This window comes from Paraburkholderia sp. BR13439, assembly GCF_040948805.1.
Classification (GTDB): domain Bacteria; phylum Pseudomonadota; class Gammaproteobacteria; order Burkholderiales; family Burkholderiaceae; genus Paraburkholderia; species Paraburkholderia youngii.
Genome location: NZ_JBFPKN010000015.1, coordinates 95,317 through 114,698, shown reverse-complemented (window position 1 = coordinate 114,698; position 19,382 = coordinate 95,317). Strand labels below are relative to the sequence as shown.

The following is a 19,382-nucleotide window of genomic DNA, read 5'->3' as shown; positions in this document are numbered from 1 at the left end:
CCCTGTAGGTGTCGTTCGCCCAATCACAAGCGGCCATTGGCCTCCAGCGCATGAGCGCTTATCTGCGACCGACATCTTTGCTCTTGACGCCTTGACGCAATTTGCCGTCGGATCTTGTCGACGCGCAACATGAGTCCCGCCGCGTAATAGATGTCGCAAAAGTCCTGCCAGGAAGGCGCAATGCGCTGAGAAACCGGCATGCACCCGCGACGCCAACTGCTATTCTTCATATGCGGCGACTCACGCCTCTCCGGCCGGCTCTGCGGGGTCGTCGGTAACCATTCCGCACGCACGCGGAAAGGGGGCTGTATGTCACATCCGGAACAACCTCGGCCCGCGCGACGCACACCGGGTCGACGGCAGTCGAGCGGACCCCTCTGGCTCTCCATCGGTATTTCGCTGGCTGGACTGTCCCTCACACCTGTGGCGTTCGCGGCGGGTAGCCTGCCGCAAGGCGGCCGTTACGTCGCCGGCACCGGCGCGATAGCGGGCGCGGGCAACAGCCTCGTGATCACGCAATCCGGTTCCACACGTGGTGTGATCGACTGGAACAGCTTCTCGATCGGCGGAAGCAATAGCGTGACGTTCAATAACGGCGGTGGTGCGACGCTGAACCGCGTGACGGGAGGCTCGCTCTCCGCGATCTTCGGCAAGCTCAGTGCCACGGGCAGCGTGTATCTGGTCAATCCGCAAGGTGTCGTCGTGGGTCCATCCGGCGTGGTGACGACGGGCGGACGCTTCGTCGCATCGACGCTGGACACGGACAACTGTGCGTTCATGAATGGCGGCGCGCTCACCCTGTCGGGGAACTCGGACGCGGTAGTCGTGAATCTCGGGAAAATCAGTTCCAGCGGCGGCGACGTGTTCCTGATCGCGCGGACCGTAATCAACGGCGGCACCGTCAATGCGCCTGACGGTACGGCGGAATTCGCGGCCGGGTCGAAGGTGCTGCTGCAGGACTCGTCGAGCGGCCAACAGGTATTCGTCCAGGCGGGCAGCGCGGGCAACGTGGTCGATTCGGGTACCACGCGCGCCGCGCAGATCAGCCTGCAAGCCGCGGACGGCAACGTTTATGCACTCGCGGGCGGCGGCGCGCGCATCCGTGCGACGGGCAGTGCGACTCGCGACGGGCATGTGTGGCTCGTGGCGGAGGACGGCACGGTGTCGCAACGAGGCGCAATCGTAGCGAAGAACCCGGACGGCAGTGGAGGCACGGTCGATACCGAGGCAGCGCAACTGTCGTTCCAGCGCGGCGCCGCCGTGCACGCCGGTCGATGGAACATCGCAACGCCATCGCTTACCGTGGATGCATCAGTGGCGCGTGCGCTCCAACGCAGCCTGAATGCGGGGAGCACCGTCGAACTCTCTACCACCGGCGCCAACGGTGCGGCCGGTGACCTGCTGATCGCATCCGATATCGACTGGCGCGGTGCGTCGGCGCTGACGCTCGCGGCTTACCACAACGTCGCGCTTTCTCCGGGCGCGACGATCCGCGACACAGGTTCTGGCAACCTTACGCTGCGCGCGGACGCGACGAGCATCGATAACGGCGGCAGCGTGACGAACGGCGGCACGATCGACTGGTCGAAGAGCACCGGGACGGTCAGCGCGCTATACGACATGAACGGCACCTACACGCCGGGGACACTGCTCGCCAACACGACCTGGACGGCGCCGTCCGACAGCGGACTGATCACTCAGATTACCGGCTACCAGCTCGTCAATTCACTTGCGGATCTGGAAAACATTTCGCTCGATCTCGCCAGCAACTATGCGCTCGGCAAGGACATCGACATCAGCACGCCACGTTGCTGCGGCACAGGCGTCTATGTGCCGATCGGAACTGGCGCCGCGCCGTTCGCCGGACAGTTCGACGGCTTGGGCCACACGATCTCGAATCTGAATGCGTGGCAGAGTGTTCCCGCCACGGGCGATCCGGCGAATCCCGAGGCAGCCAGTGGTCTATTCGGTGTGGTCGGCGCGACGGGCGTCGTTCGCAACGTCAGCGTGAGCGGCTTCGTGAGCATCAGCGGCTATGGCTCCTTCGGCATCCTGGCCGGCGTCAACGACGGCCAGATCGTGCGCGCCCAGACGAGTGGCAGCCTTTCCTTATCTGAACCTTTCGTTTCGATCGATGCGATGAGCGGCGGTCTGGTGGGCTCGAATTACGGCACGATCACACGCTCGTCCAGCGACGCGGCGATGGTGAGCGAGGGCGTGTTGGGCGGCCTCGTCGGATACAACTTCAGCACCGGCGTGATCCGGCAGTCGTACGAATCGCAAAGCCCGGACATCCCGCCGTCGTTTGGACCGGGCACCGTGAATTCCGCGGCTCACGGTCTGGGCGCCGGCGGTCTGGTCGGCACAAACGACGGTCTGATCACGCAGTCATATGCGACCGGCTCCGTTACGTATGCGCCCGACTACTGCGGTGGTGGTGGCGGCTTCCCCTGCTTTGGCACGGGGAGCGCGGCGCTCGTTCAAAGCAACACCGGCACGATCCAGCAATCTTTCGCAACCGGCACAGTCACCCAAATGGTCCTGGCCGGTCGTGGCCCCCCGCCGTTCGGCCTGGCGCTAAGCAACACCGGCACGATCGCCAACGACGTCTACTGGGACACGCAGACAACCGGGGCCACGGTCGGCGTGGGCACGGGTACTCCGGTGCCGATCGCGAATGGACTCACCACCGCGCAGATGAGCATGCCATCTAGTTTCGGCCCGACGTTCGACTTCAGCTCAACCGGCGTCTGGGCACTCCCGGCCGGCGCGACCCATCCGGTACTGCGTTGGCAACTCGGTCCTTGAGGGGAACGATCATCGCAGGGGAAAAACAACCGAAGGGCATGGCTTCACGGAGTGACCCGAGGTACGCAGAGGTAGCCTTGGCTGAGGCGCTTAAGTCCAAGGGCTTATGCGACCGTTGTATCGCTTCTGGACTGGAGCCACGCGCAGGCTAGCGCGGCTCTCGGTTAGCGGGTTCTCGCTAGTGCGCAGAACCGGTAGTCGGCCAATTACGGACGGTGGCCCGCATTTCCATGTGGACGCTCGAACGTCCTATCCACCTCAGATAACCGACCGTCGCGCATGAGCATGTTTGTGTGCGCAGCCCGAACTTCGGCCACCGTCAGTTCAGGCGCTTGCAGATGCGGAAAGTGGCCGAGTCTAGGGGGAACCGAAAGCTTCAGACCGTTACGGTTGGCGTACTCAACGCCCATTTCCTTCTTGATATAGATATCCTGCTCGCCCCACACCACCTTCACGGGGACCTTCAGCTTGGCCATATTGGCTTCGAAGTAGTCCTGGTCGCGGGTGAAGCACGAGTAGTAATGGAAAAACGCGTCTGCCGACGTGACATCACCGCCCCAACCTTTCGCCATATCGTCCTCGAACTCCTTGGGCAACGCGTAGCGCTCCTCCGCCGACATGCCGCGGAAGAATGTGTTTGCCAGGATTTCGTCACGGTTCTTGTTCATCGCGGCACGGACGGCGTCGGACGAAGGCTTTGACTTCAGGCCCTGCAGGCTATCGTACATGTACTGTGGGCGGTTGAATGGGGCAAAGTCACCCACAATGATCTCCCTGGCAATATCGGGTTGCTCCAATGCCGCCAGCAGCGCAGGCAAGCTCCGATATCGGTCGTATAGATCACCAGCTTCGAACTATCGATGCCTGCCGCCCGGACATAGTCTGCCAGCACTTGGGCGTAATCCTTCGGCGCGTAGGGCGAGGATGACGTCGGCACAATTCTGGATGCGGAAACGCCCACAGCTACGGCGGGAAATACTGTCGCCTTCATTACGAATTTGAACATGATAGTGACTCTCCGGTTTAGTGAGAATTTGCGCCAAGTAATTGCGCTTCGTCGTTTCCGAATTCCATGTGGCGCCGAAGCGGCGGCGCAGCAGCCCAGTGCGCTCCAGCGCTTTCTACTGGGGACAAGGCGACCATGATCGGGGTTTGCTGGCGTGGCCAGAAGTGGCAAGAAGGCTCCGCTACATCGCCCCCCGTCGTCACGCCCCTCCCTCTCGCCCAGGTCTTCCTTTGTATCCCAACGTATCTGCAAACAGACTGGATACGCGCGCTTACACACATCCAACTCCCGGACACAAACGCGATACGTTCAGGCGGTCAAATACGCCCGACGCGAGCCGAACGCCGGGCCGCGAACCGCACGTATGACTTCGTGAAGCTGTACGTCGCAGACTTCACTCGCAACGCAACACGCTGATCAAGGCAGGAGATCGATTCCATGTCGAAAGACACCCCACAATCCGCATCGCGTCGACACTTCGTCGGTGTGGCCGCCGCGGCGCTCGCCGCAGGCTCGCTGAGCCGCCTCGCATTCGCAGATACGAACCCGGAAGTTGGCAAAATCGTGGAACCCGCGAACGGCGACAGGTCCGCAATTCGTCCGTTCCACGTTCATGTTCCGGACTCTCAGCTCGCCGACATGCGGCGTCGCATCAAGGCCACGCGATGGCCGGATCGCGAGACGGTATCCGACGAATCGCAGGGTATTCAGCTCGCCACCATTCAGGGGCTCGCGCAATACTGGGCGACCGGCTATGACTGGCGCAAATGCGAGGCGCGGCTGAATTCGTATCCGCAGTTTGTCACCGAGATCGATGGACTCGATATCCATTTCATCCATGTGCGATCGAAGCACGACAACGCGATGCCATTGATCGTGACGCACGGCTGGCCCGGCTCGGTGATCGAACAGTTCAAGATCATCGATCCGCTCGTCAATCCGACTGCGTATGGTGCGCCGGCTTCGGACGCCTTTCATCTCGTGATTCCATCATTGCCCGGTTATGGTTTTTCAGCGAGACCAACCACAACGGGCTGGGGTCCGGAGCGCACCGCCCGCGCGTGGGTCACGTTGATGAAGCGGCTCGGATATCAGCGTTTTGCATCCCAGGGAGGCGATCTCGGCGGCATTGTGACGAACATCATGGCTAAACAGGCGCCGCCCGAACTGATGGGGATTCACGTGAACTTCCCTGCTTCCGTTCCCGCAGAGGTTCTGAAGTCGCTGGCCGCGGGCGACGCGATGCCTGCCGGCTTATCGGACGAGGAGCAGCACGCGTATGAACAGTTGAGCGCCAACTTCAAGAAGAAGCGCGGTTACGCGTTCGAAATGGGCACACGCCCGCAGACGCTGTACGGACTCGCCGACTCGCCGGTCGCGCTGGCGTCGTGGCTGCTCGATCATGGCGATGGCTACGGCCAGCCCGCTGCGGCGTTGAGCGCGGCAGTGCTCGGTCATCCCGTCAACGGTCATGCCGCAGGTGCGCTCACGCGCGACGACGTGCTCGACGACATCACACTCTATTGGCTCACCAATACGGGGGTTTCGGCGGCTCGCTTCTATTGGGAATCGCACGCGAACTTCTTCCTCGCGGCCGACGTCAATGTGCCCGCCGCTGTGAGCGCGTTTCCGGGAGAGAACTATCAGGCGCCGAAGAGTTGGACCGAAAAGGCATATCACAACCTGATTTACTTCAACAAGCCCGAAACTGGCGGGCACTTCGCCGCGTGGGAAGAACCGATGATTTTCGCGAACGAAGTGCGCACGGGGTTAAGGTCCTTGCGCGCCCAGGTTTGAAGCGCTCTGACGAATGCGCCGGCGGCTCAGCGGTCGCTAGCAGCATCGCCTCAATAGTCCGCTCGCCCTGCGGATGAAACCGCCGCGCCGGGAGTGCGCGGCGGTTCCAGGTTGTGGTGCCCAGCGTACCTCGTGCAGAACACGATCAGAAAGGCCACCATCCCTTACCGCCGCTGCGATCGTCATCGCTGTCCGGCCTGTCGTGGTCATGATCGTGATCGTGGGATTCCCGCTTGAAATCGAACAGATCGAACAGGTCACCGATCGCAGGCGCATTCACCGGCACGTATGGGTTATGGCTGCGTTGGATCGGATTTGGCAGGTTGTCACGACTACGACCGGTGATCGGCGGCAATCCCCAGTTGCGCTCAATGAATTTGACGAGTGAAGCGTGATCGGAGTAGCTGTGGGAAATGCGTCCTCCGGTCGAGTATTTCGATACTGCGATCATCGGGATGCGCGAACCATCGCCAAAATAGTCGATGGGTTGAACATAGCCTGAATCGTAGTAGCCGCCGCCCTCGTCGGTGGTGATCAGGATCGCCGTCGTGGCCCATAGCTTCGGGTCGCTCTTTACCGCATCGACCAGTTTCCTCACGAACGCCTCGTAAAGTCCAAACTTCGACGATGTCGGATGTCCATCAAGCAAGCCGCCCGGCTTTACAAACGATACAGCTGGCAGATTGCCCGCGCCGATGTCCGCATACAGATCCGGCAAATCTGCAAGATGCGTGTCCCGCACCTGCTGGTTCGTCATGATCGACGTCTCGTACAGGAACGGATTGCAGATGTTGCAGTAGACGCTTTTCGTCGGATCCTTGATGAAGCTCTGCCAGCCTTCCCCGTAATACTTCCAGGGGATGTTGCGATCAAGCAGAGTGTCCCCGATGGTGCGCACCGGTGACGGCGGGATCGTGAAAGGCGACTTCGACCTGTCGAGTACCGTGCCGTCGCCGTTATATCCAGGGTTGTAATTGTTCAGCAGGTAATAGTGCTTTGGCGCGCAGTTCGCCTTGGGGTCGTAGGGCAACGATTCGAGGTATTGAAGGATTGGGCCGACGCCCGGCTGGCCCGGGTCCGAACAGTTGCTATAGCTGCCGCCTGAGTAGCCATCCTGGGTGTACCAGTTGTTGGTGCCGGCCAACGGATCGGGATTTTCAATCTGATCCAAAGGTGGCGTTGCCGCGTTGCCGTTGCCGTCGGTGTAGTAGTACGCATCAGCGGCGCCGATCATGATGCTGTTGGCCCCCGTACCGCCCATCACCGGTTGGTGATAGTTGTCGCTCATCGCGTACTGCCGCGCCAGTTGCGTGAAGTACGGCATGTCGCCATTGTTCACGTTGTAAAAGCCGAGCGCATTCGAGCCTTCACCGGTGGTCTGATCGCTAAAAGGCGTCGGTCGCGGCTTACCGTTGCTGCCCGCGCCGATGGTAGTCTCGACCCACGCAAACAGGTCGCCCAGACAGCCACTCGGATTCTCGCGGCTCGCATGCGCGACGGCACAGTCCGCTTGCTGCCAGGCTTGATAGAAGCGGTGCACCGGACCACCCATGTACGCATCATAGAGCGGAGGCTGCAACAGGTACGGACCGTTCAGCAACGCATTGTAGTTGGCCACACGCGAATCCTCTGCATGCGCCGGCAGCCCTGTCGCGCCCGTCAACAGTTGATCGATGTCGGACGCTTCGAGCGCCGTCCCCTCGGCCTGCGCGGCCGCATCGTGAGTCGCGAATGGTGGCGGGCTCGCATCGCTCGCCGCAGTCGCCGCCCCGCCGGTGTTGGGCGCCGGCAGCGTCCCGTACGGCGTTTTATTCGACGGGGCCAGCGCGAATTTGGCCGGTCCAATCAGTTGCGCCTGATATTGCTGCGCCTTCGCGAAGTTTGGCCCAGGGGAGCCATCCGCATTGACGATGCCGCGCGACAGCAGGTTCCACACTGATTGGCCTTGCGCGGGTTGATAGGTGCCGAAAACGTGATCAAACGTTCGGTTTTCGCCGACAACAATGATCACATGCTTGATCGGCGTCAGTGTTGGGGACGTTCTATCGTTGCCTGCCGCAGATACGCCGGCGGGCAATGTAGCGAACGCTAACGCGGCCACTCCCGCGAATGCTGCGATCGAAAGTCGTACGCATGCCTTATTGCATCGTTGTGACACTTGGGGCCTCACCATTTGCCGTCTCCTTACCGTTGATTACAACGGTAAGACCTTAGGGCCGTTCCATGAAGCTGGAGAGTCGTTGGCATTACAGACGGCTGTCGTCGTGCGCGCGAACCCGTTGGACAAAGGTCCAGACGACCTTGCAACAAACACGGAGGGCGGAGTCTCTTCGATGCTTTCCGCCGTGTCCACGCCTTCGACGCACGACCCCTGACGCGTCACTAGTCGCGCCGGCAAGTTACGCGGCACCCACGACTGTCCCGAGTGCTTCCGAGAACCTGCCATCCCCGAATCACATCTCTGTCACATACTCTTTGTAGGATTCGGTTGTCCACTTATCTAGATAACCGCATATGAGCTTGTACGCTGTCAGTCGAGAGCAGGGCGAATCCTTGTATGCCCAGATCGCACGACAACTGGAACAGGAAATCGCCAATGTCTACGCACCTGGCGACTACCTGCCATCCGAGGGCGAGCTCGCGTCACGTTTTGGGGTGAACCGGCACACGCTCCGTCGTGCCATCGACGAGTTGGTCGAGGCCGGTCTGGTGGAGCGCCGCCATGGCCGCGGCATCCTCGTGCTCGATAACCAGATCGACTACCAGATCGGCAAAACCACCCGCTTTACCGAAACCCTGAACGCTCAGGGTTTGCTGGCCGGAAACCGCATCCTGCGCAAGCAGACCTTGCCTGCCAGTGTGCGCGTTGCCGAACGCCTGGCCATCCTGGAAGGCGAGCCCGTGCATTGGCTGGAAACGTTACGAAGCGTGGACGGCAAGCCGATGTGCCTCATTTCGCATTTCTTGCCAGCACAACCCTTCCCCGATCTGCTGGTCCGTTATCAAGGCGACTCCCTTCACGCTTTTCTGAATGCAGAGTATGGCTGCCAACTCCGTCGCGTCGATAGCGCCGTCACGGCAGTGCTACCCCAAGGTGACGATGCGCGAATCCTTGGCATGCCGCAAAACCGGCCAGTGTTGCGGGTCAAGAGCGTCAACGTGGATGAGCGCGACAACAAGCCGGTCGAGTATGTGATTACCCGGTTCCGCGCAGACCGCGTCCAGTTGCGCATTCCGCTGCTGTAAGGGGTCTGGGGTCATCCCTGAGCCAAAGGTCGCGGCCGTCGGGCCGCATGAATCGGCTAAGAAATCTAACTGCTTTATCAAGTTTCTAGAGCTATATGTATATTCAGAAGGACAACTCATGAACGCGATAGCGTCGCAGCCCGTTCGCGGGGACTGGATGCGCTACTGGACGAACGTGCCGGCACAGCGCATTCGCGAACTCGCGCGTCACCTCAGTGAGCAATTTCAGGTGGAAGACCTGGAAATCCCGCAATCCGGCCTCGCCTTGGTACCGCTCGCCGACGCTGCGATGGGCGAGACCTATTACCTCGGCGAGATTCCGGTCGCCAAGGCGCATGTGCGCCTGACCGACCCACAAGGCGGCACCGCCGAAGGCGCGGCGATCGTCATGGATGACCGCACGAGCCTGATTCGGGCACTCGCGATTCTAGACGCGGTAACGGCTGCCGCCTGGCCTGGACATGATGCGGCCGTGGAACTTCTTCGTGAAGGCAAACAGATCGTCGAAGCAACCGCGGCCGATCGCAAGAAGCTGCTGGCGGCAACGCGCGTGGACTTCGCGTTGCTCGCCGCGCAGGAGGACGATGATGAATGAGCTGCAGACGCATATCGTCTCGCATCCGGCCGACTGGACACCACTGGTTCAGCAGCGCGCATTTCGCCGCATCCTGGATGCGTTTTCCTATCCTGGCCGAGTCAGCGAACTCGAGACGCAGGCCACGCATGTACTGCCACTCGTGCTTGCGACGCTGGCCGACCCCGCAACCACGCTGGCCGATCCCTGCGAGATGCTCGGCGCGGCAGACCGTCAGCGCCTCGGCGCGAAGTCCACTAGTGCGGATCGGGCCCAATTCGTCGTGATGCCGGGCAGTCAACTACCCGCTGTAGAGCCTGCTTTCGGCACGCTCGACAGCCCGGAAAGCGGCGCAACACTCGTACTGGTGGTCGATGAGATCAAGCAAGGTGGCGAGCTCGTCCTCAGCGGTCCAGGCATTCAAAGCAGCGTTTCTCTGCACGTGTCGGGAGTCGACCCGCAGTGGTGGAAGTTGCGCCGGCAATGGAACAGCGGCTTCCCGCTTGGCGTCGATCTGGTACTGCTGGACGAGCGCAGCGTAGTCGCACTGCCCCGCACGACCAAAGTTGCCATCGAAGGAGGCCGGTAATGGGTTATGTGGCTATCAGGGGCGGCGGCCGGGCAATCGAGGGCGCAGAGCGTGTCGTCGACGCGTTGCGTACGACCGAGGGCGAGCACGGCACGCCGCTGACCCTGCAGACGATCGAACATCAGCTTCGTTCGCTGACCTCGCGAGTGGTTTCGGAAGGGGGGTTGTATCACCCGCGCCTCGCCGCGCTCGCTATCAAGCAGATGCAGGGCGATACGCTCGAGGCAGCGTTCGCACTGCGAGCCTATCGTTCGACCAAGCCTCGACTGCTCGAAGCGCCCGTACAACACACGGGCGAAATGCGCGTGATCCGCCGTATCTCCAGCGCGTTCAAGGACATTCCTGGCGGTCAGATGCTCGGTCCGACCAACGACTACGCGCTGCGCCTGATGCGCCTCGACCTCGCCAACGAATCACCCGAAGCGTTCCGCTCGGTTGCACGCACGTTTCTCGACTCGATCGACGAAAGCGATCTGCCCGACACCTTCCCGAAGGTCGTGGATGCACTGCGCGCCGAAGGACTGCTCCCGGCGCTCCAGCCGTCACGCACAGAGCCTTTCGATGTCACGCGCGATCCGCTGATCTTCCCGGTTCCGCGTTCCGCCGCCCTCGCGACGATGGCGCGCGCCGAAACCGGCTCGCTGCTCGCGATCGCTTACTCGAACATGCGCGGCTATGGCGATGTCCACCCGACTGTGGCCGAACTGCGTGTCGGCTATGTGCCGGTGCGGCTTCCCCATCCGGTCACGGGCGAACTCGTCGAGGCCGGCGAGGTGCTCATGACCGAGTGCGAGATGGTCGCGATGTACGAAGACGACGACGGCGGCGGCCCTCCCGTCTTCACCCTCGGCTATGGCGCGTGTTTCGGCCACAACGAAGTCAAGGCGATCTCGATGGCCGTGCTTGACCGTTCGCTGCAGAACGGCATGCGAAACGGTCCGACCAATCCGTCGGAGGACCCGGAGTTCGTGTTGCTGCATATCGACGGCGTGGATTCGATGGGTTTCGCGAGCCACTACAAGATGCCGCATTACGTCACGTTCCAGTCGGACATGGACCGGCTGCGCACGACCCAGCAAAAGGCTGCGGACAAGCAGACGGAACAGGATGCACAAGGAGTCGAGCTATGAACGACCTCTACGAACTGCCGCTCGACGAAGCAGGTTACAACTTTGGCTTTCTCGATGAATACGCGAAGCGCGAGATCCGCCGCGCGGTGATTAAAGCGATTTGCGTTCCCGGCTACCAGACGCCGTACGCCTCTCGTGAAATGCCGATGGGCCGTGGTTTCGGCACGGGCGGTCTGCAGCTCACGCTGTCCCTCGTCGGTCCGGACGACACGCTCAAGGTGATCGACCAGGGCTCCGACGACTCGGTCAATGCGGTCAATCTGCGTCACTTCGTCGAACTCACCTGCGAGGGTGTTCAGACTACCGAGCACACCAGTGAAGCCACGCTGATCCAGTCGCGCCACCGGATTCCCGAAATCGCGTTGACCGAAGAGCAGATTCTCGTCCTGCAGGTGCCGTATCCCGATCCGCTGGTCGTCGTGGAACCGTCCGAGGCGCGCCGCAAGACCATGCATGGCGAAGGTGACTACTCGCGTCTGCTGACCAAGCTGTACGAAGACATCGTGCAGTTCGATGAAATCACTATCTCGCATCGCTATCCGACGCGGATCAACGGTCACTACGTGATCGACCCGAGTCCGATTCCGCGCTACGACGTGCCGCAGCTGCATATGTCGGCCGCGCTCGTGCTGCTTGGTGCGGGACGCGAAAAGAAGATTTATGCGGTGCCGCCCTATACCCGCGCGGACCCGCTCGCGTTCGACGACGTGCCGTTCCGCACCGAGGACTTCCACGACGAGCACGGCAATCGCCGCGCCTGCGTGCGCTGCGGCTCGATCGACAGTTTTCTCGACGAGATCATCGGCGAGGACGGCGACAAGTCGTACCAATGTTCGGATTCGGACTACTGCAACGACTATCGCAACGGCCGCACTCAGCAGAAGGCCAACGCAACGAACGAAGGAACAGTCCAGTGAGCCCCATTCTTCAAGTGCGCGGCTTGACCAAGATTCACGGCACAGGGTGCGAGCGCTGCATCGAAAGCACCGGCCCGGAACAGGACACCAACATCTGCCCGCATTGCGGTTCGGTGGTGGCTGCCCACGACGTCAGCTTCGACCTGCGGCCCGGCGAGATTCTCGGGATCATGGGTGAGTCGGGGTCGGGCAAGTCGACCGTCGTCAAAACGTTGTACTTCGATGAAAAGCCAACCGCGGGCACCGCGCGCTTCTTCGATGAAGACAATGACTGCGACCTGTTCGCAGCGAATGCCGCAGCACAGCGCTGGCTGCGCAATCATCGCTTCGGCATGGTGTACCAGAACCCGCACCTCGGCTTGAACTTCAACGTGTCGGCCGGCGGCAACATCGCCGAGCGCCTGTTGATGAACGACGTGACGCTGTTCGGCGAGATCCGGGAACGCGCACGCGACCTGCTCTCGCGCACCGAGGTATTGCCCGAACGTATGGACGAGTCGCCGAAGAAGTTTTCGGGCGGCATGCAACAGCGCGTGCAGATCGCGAAGGCACTCGCGACCCGTCCGCCGCTGCTGTTCCTCGATGAAGTTACGACCGGCCTCGACCTGTCGGTGCAGGCGCGCATCCTCGATCTGATCCTCGAGATCCAGCAGGAACTCGGCACGGCGATGATCGCCGTCACGCACGATCTCGGCGTGATCCGCTTATTGGCGGGCCGCACGATCGTGATGAAGTACGGCCGCATCATCGAGTCGGGCCTGACCGACCAGATTCTCGAAGACCCGCAGCATGCGTACACGCAGCGGCTTGTGGCCTCCGCTCTCTGAGGTAAACCAATGTCCGCGATCCTGACCGTTAAAAATCTGAGCAAGCACTTTGCGCTGCACGATCAGCGCAAGACCATCCCGTCCTGCGCGAACGTCTCGTTTGCCGTCGAGCCGGGCCGCCTGTCCGCGCTGATCGGCCCGACCGGTGCCGGCAAATCGTCGGTGCTCAAATGCATCTACCGTACTTACCTCGCGAGCGCCGGAAGCCTGCTGTTCCGCACCGCAGCCGGTGAGGCGGTCGATCTCGCGCAGGCGTCCGAGCACGAAGTGCTCGCGCTGCGCAAAGACGAGATTGGCTTCGTCACGCAATTCCTGCACTGCCTGCCGCGCAAGGCCGCCGTCGATATCGTGGCCGAGCCGCTGCTCGTGCGCGGCACCGCGCGTGCCGAAGCGCGCGACAACGCGCGCGGAATGCTCGATGCGCTGAACGTGCCCGAGCGTCTTTGGGAAGTGCCCCCTGCGACCTTCTCGGGTGGTGAAAAGCAGCGCGTCAACCTGGCGCGGGGCCTCGTCGCTCGCCCGCGCCTGTTACTCCTCGACGAACCGACCGCAAGCCTCGATCCGCGCACCACCGACAAGGTTGTGGAGATCCTGCAAGGGATCAAGGCCGAAGGTGTGGCGATGCTCGCCATCTTCCACCACCTGGACCTGGTAGAGCGCCTTGCCGACCAGGTGATCGAACTGGCACCGCCGGTTGTCCACTCCCCTCTTTCGGAAGCGATCACGCAATGAGCCGCCAACTCCTGACGAACGCAACCGTCGTTCTCGCTGACGAAGTGCGTGAAAGACTCGCCGTACTCATCGAGGACGGCAAAATCGCGGCGCTCGACCCAGAACATACCGCCGGAGCGACCGTGGTCGACCTGCAGGAACATACGCTGATCCCAGGTATGATCGACCTGCACTGCGACTCGCTTGAAAAAGAGGTGGAGCCTCGTCCCGGCGTGTATTTCCCGATCGACTTCGCTTGCGCGCAGGCAGACAAGCGCAATGCGTCTGCGGGCATCACCACGGTATTTCATGCGCTGTCTTTCGCGAACCGCGAGTTCGGCGTACGCAACAACGAAACGGCAGCCGAGCTCGGCCGCTCGATCCACGCCTGGCAAGCGCATGCGCTAATCGATAACAGATTCCATGCACGCTTCGAGGTGACCGACGTCACCGCCCCTCCAGTTCTGTCGTCGCTGATGGACGAAGGCGTGATCGACCTGATCTCGTTCATGGATCACAGCCCGGGCCAGGGTCAGTTTCGCGACGTGGAGTCGTTCCGCAAATACCTTGCGAACGCCTACAAAGCCGACGATGCCACGCTCGACGAGATCATGAAGCAGAAGGCAGAGGCAGCCAGAGGCGCGATCGAACGCATGCAGCAGCTGGCTGCGCTGGCGCGCGCCAAGGGTGTCGCAATTGCAAGCCACGACGACGATTCGGCCGCCAAGGTCGACGTGGTACGCGATCTCGGTGCGACGATCTCGGAGTTCCCGATCAACCTCGAAACGGCTCAGGCCGCGCGCAGCAATGGCATTGCCACGCTGTTCGGCGCGCCGAACATTCTGCGCGGCAAGTCGCAGTCGGGCAACATGCGTGCGCTCGATGCCGTGCTGGCAGGCGTCGCTGACTGCCTGTGCGGCGACTACTCGCCTGCCTCGTTGCTGCCAGCCACGTTCAAGCTGCCCGAGGTCGCGGACGTTTCGCTCGCGCACGCCGTCGCGCTCGTGACGCGCAATCCCGCACGGGCAGCCGGGCTAAACGACCGCGGCGACATCGCGGTCGGACAGCGCGCCGATCTGGTCGCAGTCCAGCGGATAGGTGGGTTGCCGCATGCCGACCAAATGTGGTCTCGCGGCAAGCTCGTGCTCGGCGCGAGCCGCGTGCATCACTGAGGCCGCTTCCATGTCAGGCAATCTGATCTACGTAAGCGGTCCTTCCGGCAGCGGCAAGGATAGCCTGCTGCGCTATGCGCGCGAGCAGTTGTCCGGCCACGTGGGGATCTGCTTTGCTCATCGCTACATCACGCGCGCAGCGGACCCCGGTAGCGAGAATCACGTCGCGCTGAGTCCCGAAGAGTTCGCGGCGCGCAGCAGCGCGGACCTGTTCGCGCTGAACTGGGCGAGCAATGGACTGCAATACGGTATCGGGGCCGAGATCGACCATTGGCTGGATAAAGGGTTGACCGTCGTGATGAACGGGTCGCGCGAATATCTGCCGCATGCACGCACGCGCTACCCCCACCTCGTGCCGGTGGAAATTGCAGTGCCGCAAGCGGTACTGCGTGAACGCCTTCTGGCGCGCGGTCGCGAAACGGTCGAGCAGGTGGAGCAGCGCCTGCGGCGCAACCATTTGCTCGAGCAGCGTGCCGGCAAAGTGGAGATCATCCGCAACGACGGCGATCTCGGACAGGCGGGAGAGGCACTGGTTTCGCTGATTCTCCGCTGCGCGGAGCCATCATGATGCGCGTTACCTTCCTCGGCACCGGCGCGGCAGGCGGCGTACCGCTCTACGGCTGCAACTGCCCCGCATGTACACGAGCGCGAGCCTTACCCGCTTGCGTTCGTCGCCCCTGCAGCGCATTGATCGAAACGGACACGACCCGCGTTCTGCTCGACGCCGGACTGGTGGACCTATCCGAGCGTTTTCCCGCTGGAAGTTTCGACGCGATCGTACTCACGCACTTCCATCCAGACCACGTGCAAGGGTTGTTCCATCTGCGCTGGGGCATCGGGAAATCCATCCCCACATGGGCCCCGCCAGACAGCAACGGTTGCGCCGATCTGTATCGCAACCCGGGCCTGCTCGCATTTAATCAGGCAGAGAAATTCGGCACGTTCGATGTCGGTGACCTGCGTTTTACGGCGCTGCCGCTGATCCATTCCAAACCAACGTTCGGCTATGCAATCGAAGGGCCAGAGGGCGAACGCTTCGCCTATCTGACTGACACGATCGGGTTGCCGCCTTCCACGCTGGAGTGGCTGCAGAGATGGGAAGCACTTTCGCTGGCTCTCGACTGTTCTTTCCCGCCAACGGATCAGCCGACCAACCACAACGACTGGAATACCGCATGTGCGCTGGTCAAGCAGCTGAGGCCAGTACGTACATGGATGACGCATGCATCCCATACGTTCGATACGTGGCTACTTGAGCAATCAGAAAACGTCATGCCAGAAGGTGTTTTGATCGCGCGGGACGGCATGGCTCACGTGCTTCCCCTTGATTTTCGGACTGCCCAGACGTCCGAGGGGGCCGCCATGGCCAGGTAATCCGCGCGGCATGAATCGCATGTGTCTTCAAGATGTCACTTTACTTAGTACGACGAACATCGCAACGAATCAGGATAGGAACATATCGACATGACTTCCCGAACCACCATCAAGACCGACGCCTTAACCCGGCTCGATCACATGCCGTGGACCCGCTTCCACACCTTGCTGACGGTCGCGCTGGGAGTGGGCTGGACGCTCGACTCTTTTGAAACCAATATCATCGGTAGCGTGTTCGGCACGATCAAGGCGCTTTGGCACCTCGACGCGGCCCAAAGCTCACTGGCCGTAAGCGTGTGGGTGCTCGGCATTCTGGTCGGCGCGGTCGCGTTCGGCTACCTGGCGGATCGCTTCGGCCGCAAACGCCTGTTCCTGGCTACGCTCCTCTGGTATGCCGCGTTCAGCGTGGCAACCATCTTCGCGTGGGATTACCACTCCTTCCTCGTGTTCCGCGCGCTGACCGCGCTCGCCGTGGGCGGCGAATACTCAGCCGTGACGGCCACCATGGGTGAATTCATTCCGCGCCGTAATCGCGGACGTACCGACGCGCTGATCCTGTCGGGTTTTCCCCTCGGTGCCGTGCTGTCCGCCGTTGTTTCGTACTACGCGCTGAATCTCCTGCCGCCCGACATCGCGTGGCGCGTAGGTTTCGGCCTGGGTACCACGATGGCCCTGATTTTCTTCTGGATTCGCCGCGTGATTCCCGAATCGCCGCGCTGGCTTCTGCAGCAAGGGCGCGTGACCGAAGCTGAAGCAATCGTCGATGAAATTGCCGCGTATGCAAAGCGCGCCGGGATCAGCGCGGCTACCGAAGCGCAGAAGCGCTATCAGCCCACCGCGATCGTCCCCGCACACCCGACGTTCTGGCGCAATGTGGGTGAGCTGGTTGGCCGCTATCGCGGACCGTGCGGCCTTGCCAGTGCGCTGAACTTCTCGCAGGCAGTCGTGGTGTATGGCGTACTGTCGTTGATGGGGCTCGTCATTCTGCCGTACATGAAAGTGCCTGCTGCTGCGATGCCGATCTACTACATTTACGGCAACGTAGCGGCTTTGCTCGGCGGCTTGCTGGCATCGCGTGTGCTCGAGTCGTGGGGGCGTCGCTCGTCGCTGTTCACGAGCTACACGTTCACCGTGCTCGCTATCCTGGTGGTGTACTTTGCGCAAACGCTGCCTTCCATGGTGGTCGGCTACTGCCTGATCCAGTTTGGCGTCACGTGGGGTTACATCTCGGCTTACGTGGTTTCGTCTGAAATCCTGCCGACGCGGTTGCGCGCCTCGGGTTTGGGCGTGTCCGTTGCTTTCGGTCGAGTGGGCGCAATGATCACGCCGCTACTGCTGACCAGCGCCTTCAGCACGACGGGCACAACTTCCGCACCGTTGCTCGTGCTGCTGGCGCTTGCGCTGCCCGGTCCCGTTGCCGCCGCGATCTGGTGGGTCAAGGGACGCGAAACCCGGCATATTTCGCTGGAGGAAGGCAGCGATGATGCGTTGACGGAAGCCACACCGCAGCAAAATTACCGAACGCGCGAAGCATAGACGCGTGGAAAGTCAAAGGGCTGCAGAGAAATCTCTGCAGTCTTTTTTCATTCTGGTTTCGGAATGGCCACCGTCGAGTCGTGGATTCAACTGGTCGACTGCTTCACCTACCCACACAAATGACTCGCGAGGCGCCCCCGATGGAGATTGCTCGACCAGCGGCTCCCGGCCTTCGCGAGCGGGTCGATTTCCTTGATTGACGTTTCCCAACCCGCGCGGTGGCGTCATTGAAAAAGCCACACCTCTCGGCGATGGCACTGCCCCCTCGTCCGCGCTGAGTGGCATCACCTCGGGGAGCGCCTGCTTTCTGGGGAGCAACAGTTCCCTTATGGCAGTAACTCGACCTGGGGTGGCCGAGCAAATCCGTCGAATGTGCAGCCCGAGTGCACGGCATGCCCAAGGGCATCAGTACAGATTTCATTTGCAAATCCGTTTTGCAGCGCGCCGCGCGCCAGACCATATCTGTTTGCAAACATGGAATTGCGGGGAAACACGAATATTCATACAAAACAGTCACTTAGCGAGCTGCGTCGGGACGGGTATTGTTTGCACACATCCATCTATCGCGGTCTTTTTCAATCAACGAGCGCTGATCGGTGTCGGGTTTGATTTGCCATAAATTGTCACTTAGAATTTTCCGCAAGGCCTCCTTAGGAACCGATGACATGCCTTCGAACAACGGAAAACCGGTGTCGTCGTTCGTTCCTCGGGGAATGCCCGGCCTCTGGGTCGTCCTGTTCGTCATCTGGATGGTCGCGAATGCATCGCTCGCAGTCGAACCCGCTCTTGTCGGTCTCGTCATTACCTTCGTCGTCGCGCGTGTCTTCGTATCGTCGAGCGAAGCATGGCAGCGCCTACGTCTAACGCCAGCCGCGCCGTATCACTTCGCCGCGTATAGCGTGACTTTCATCGTCGAGCTCGTACGCGCCAATCTGAATGTGATGGCGCTGGTGTACTCGCCGCGTATCGACATCAAGCCCGGCATCGTCAAGGTTCGCACCCGCCTCCAAACACCGCTCGGCCGTCTCGCGCTCGCCAATTCGATTGCGCTCACGCCGGGCTCGCTCGTGATGGATATTCGGGACGACATACTTTTCATTCACTGGCTCGACGTGAAGACGACCGATATCGACGAAGCGACCAACGCACTCGTCACACCGTTCGAAAAGCATCTGGAGAAAGTCTTTGGCTGAGATCATGCTCCGGATCGCCGGCGTGCTGATCTTGTTCGCGATCCTGTTCGGCGTGATCCGTCTCGTGATCGGCAGAACCGTCGTCGACCGCATCGTCGCGATCGACGTGCTGACGGTCATCTCGCTGTCGCTGATCGCGCTGTATGCGCAGTTCTCCGGTCGTTTCGTCTATATCGACGTCGCGCTCGTGTACGCACTGCTCAGCTTTCTCGCGGTGCTCGCGATTGCGCGCTTTCTTGAAAGGGGGCTGTGAGCGATGCTCGAACTGCTCCTGCTGCTGATGTGCGCGAGCATCCTCGTGAGCGGGGTGCTGGCCGTCTGCCTGAAAAATCTGCTGGCCGCGATGGTGAGCTCCGGACTCGCGAGCCTGTTCGCGGCGGTCGCCTTCCTGCTGCTCGGCGCGCCGGACGTCGCGATGGCCGAAGCGGCGATCGGCTCGGGACTCACGACCTTCGTCTTTCTGTACGCGATCCGCAAAACCGGCTATCAGAAGGGCTAGCGC

At 61.5% G+C, this 19,382-nt stretch carries 18 protein-coding genes; 16 read left to right on the top strand and 2 right to left on the bottom strand.

What is annotated here, in order from left to right; genetic code table 11:
• Positions 1-309 precede the first annotated feature (309 nt).
• Positions 310-2,808, top strand: a complete 2,499-nt coding sequence (locus AB3X96_RS27040) for a filamentous hemagglutinin N-terminal domain-containing protein (protein WP_368592133.1) — start codon at positions 310-312, stop codon at positions 2,806-2,808.
• A gap of 206 nt (positions 2,809-3,014) precedes the next feature.
• Here AB3X96_RS27040 and AB3X96_RS27035 read toward each other — a convergent pair whose 3' ends face one another.
• Positions 3,015-3,626 carry an alpha/beta fold hydrolase gene (locus tag AB3X96_RS27035; protein WP_368592132.1) on the bottom strand — a complete coding sequence of 204 codons (612 nt, stop codon included), beginning with the start codon at positions 3,624-3,626 and terminating at the stop codon, positions 3,015-3,017.
• A gap of 626 nt (positions 3,627-4,252) precedes the next feature.
• On the opposite strand from AB3X96_RS27035, the gene AB3X96_RS27030 reads away from it, so the two are divergent.
• Positions 4,253-5,611 carry an alpha/beta fold hydrolase gene (locus tag AB3X96_RS27030; protein ID WP_368592131.1) on the top strand — a complete coding sequence of 453 codons (1,359 nt, stop codon included), beginning with the start codon at positions 4,253-4,255 and terminating at the stop codon, positions 5,609-5,611.
• A 145-nt stretch (positions 5,612-5,756) separates the two neighbouring features.
• Here the strand turns inward: AB3X96_RS27030 and AB3X96_RS27025 are convergent, their stop codons facing one another.
• Positions 5,757-7,784: an alkaline phosphatase family protein gene (locus AB3X96_RS27025; protein WP_368592130.1), complete on the bottom strand. Its 2,028-nt coding sequence runs from the start codon at positions 7,782-7,784 to the stop codon at positions 5,757-5,759.
• Positions 7,785-8,125: 341 nt separating this feature from the next.
• Between AB3X96_RS27025 and phnF the strand changes: the two genes are divergently transcribed.
• The 14 genes from phnF to AB3X96_RS26955 all read left to right on the top strand — a co-directional run bounded on the left by phnF (position 8,126) and on the right by AB3X96_RS26955 (position 19,379).
• The gene (gene phnF / locus AB3X96_RS27020) at positions 8,126-8,857 is read left to right on the top strand and encodes a phosphonate metabolism transcriptional regulator PhnF (RefSeq protein ID WP_176111618.1); all 732 of its coding nucleotides are present in this window, start codon (positions 8,126-8,128) and stop codon (positions 8,855-8,857) included.
• A gap of 118 nt (positions 8,858-8,975) precedes the next feature.
• Positions 8,976-9,452: a phosphonate C-P lyase system protein PhnG gene (gene phnG, locus AB3X96_RS27015; RefSeq protein ID WP_368592129.1), complete on the top strand. Its 477-nt coding sequence runs from the start codon at positions 8,976-8,978 to the stop codon at positions 9,450-9,452.
• Positions 9,445-10,020 carry a phosphonate C-P lyase system protein PhnH gene (phnH, locus tag AB3X96_RS27010; protein ID WP_368592128.1) on the top strand — a complete coding sequence of 192 codons (576 nt, stop codon included), beginning with the start codon at positions 9,445-9,447 and terminating at the stop codon, positions 10,018-10,020. Before phnG ends, phnH begins: the two co-directional genes overlap by 8 nt.
• Complete coding sequence (locus tag AB3X96_RS27005; RefSeq protein ID WP_368592127.1) at positions 10,020-11,150, top strand: carbon-phosphorus lyase complex subunit PhnI; 1,131 nt, start codon at positions 10,020-10,022, stop codon at positions 11,148-11,150. The genes phnH and AB3X96_RS27005 overlap by 1 nt, the downstream gene beginning before the upstream one ends.
• Positions 11,147-12,067, top strand: coding sequence for an alpha-D-ribose 1-methylphosphonate 5-phosphate C-P-lyase PhnJ (locus AB3X96_RS27000; RefSeq protein ID WP_368592126.1), 921 nt, complete (start codon positions 11,147-11,149; stop codon positions 12,065-12,067). The genes AB3X96_RS27005 and AB3X96_RS27000 overlap by 4 nt, the downstream gene beginning before the upstream one ends.
• The gene (locus AB3X96_RS26995) at positions 12,064-12,894 is read left to right on the top strand and encodes an ATP-binding cassette domain-containing protein (RefSeq protein ID WP_176121569.1); all 831 of its coding nucleotides are present in this window, start codon (positions 12,064-12,066) and stop codon (positions 12,892-12,894) included. Before AB3X96_RS27000 ends, AB3X96_RS26995 begins: the two co-directional genes overlap by 4 nt.
• Positions 12,895-12,903: 9 nt before the next feature.
• Positions 12,904-13,626, top strand: coding sequence for a phosphonate C-P lyase system protein PhnL (phnL, locus tag AB3X96_RS26990; RefSeq protein WP_368592125.1), 723 nt, complete (start codon positions 12,904-12,906; stop codon positions 13,624-13,626).
• Positions 13,623-14,777, top strand: a complete 1,155-nt coding sequence (locus tag AB3X96_RS26985) for an alpha-D-ribose 1-methylphosphonate 5-triphosphate diphosphatase (RefSeq protein ID WP_368592124.1) — start codon at positions 13,623-13,625, stop codon at positions 14,775-14,777. The genes phnL and AB3X96_RS26985 overlap by 4 nt, the downstream gene beginning before the upstream one ends.
• A gap of 10 nt (positions 14,778-14,787) precedes the next feature.
• Positions 14,788-15,345, top strand: coding sequence for a phosphonate metabolism protein/1,5-bisphosphokinase (PRPP-forming) PhnN (gene phnN, locus AB3X96_RS26980; RefSeq protein ID WP_368592123.1), 558 nt, complete (start codon positions 14,788-14,790; stop codon positions 15,343-15,345).
• Complete coding sequence (gene phnP / locus AB3X96_RS26975; RefSeq protein ID WP_368592245.1) at positions 15,345-16,151, top strand: phosphonate metabolism protein PhnP; 807 nt, start codon at positions 15,345-15,347, stop codon at positions 16,149-16,151. Before phnN ends, phnP begins: the two co-directional genes overlap by 1 nt.
• A 90-nt stretch (positions 16,152-16,241) precedes the next feature.
• Positions 16,242-17,687 carry an MFS transporter gene (locus AB3X96_RS26970; protein WP_368592122.1) on the top strand — a complete coding sequence of 482 codons (1,446 nt, stop codon included), beginning with the start codon at positions 16,242-16,244 and terminating at the stop codon, positions 17,685-17,687.
• Between the two features lie 665 nt (positions 17,688-18,352).
• A complete protein-coding gene (locus tag AB3X96_RS26965; protein ID WP_368592121.1) occupies positions 18,353-18,880 on the top strand; it encodes a Na+/H+ antiporter subunit E in 528 nt (175 codons plus the stop codon).
• Entirely contained in the window at positions 18,873-19,133 is a 261-nt protein-coding gene (locus AB3X96_RS26960) for a monovalent cation/H+ antiporter complex subunit F (RefSeq protein WP_176111605.1), read from the top strand. Before AB3X96_RS26965 ends, AB3X96_RS26960 begins: the two co-directional genes overlap by 8 nt.
• A 3-nt stretch (positions 19,134-19,136) precedes the next feature.
• A complete protein-coding gene (locus AB3X96_RS26955; RefSeq protein WP_368592120.1) occupies positions 19,137-19,379 on the top strand; it encodes a hydrogenase subunit MbhD domain-containing protein in 243 nt (80 codons plus the stop codon).
• Positions 19,380-19,382: the final 3 nt, after the last annotated feature.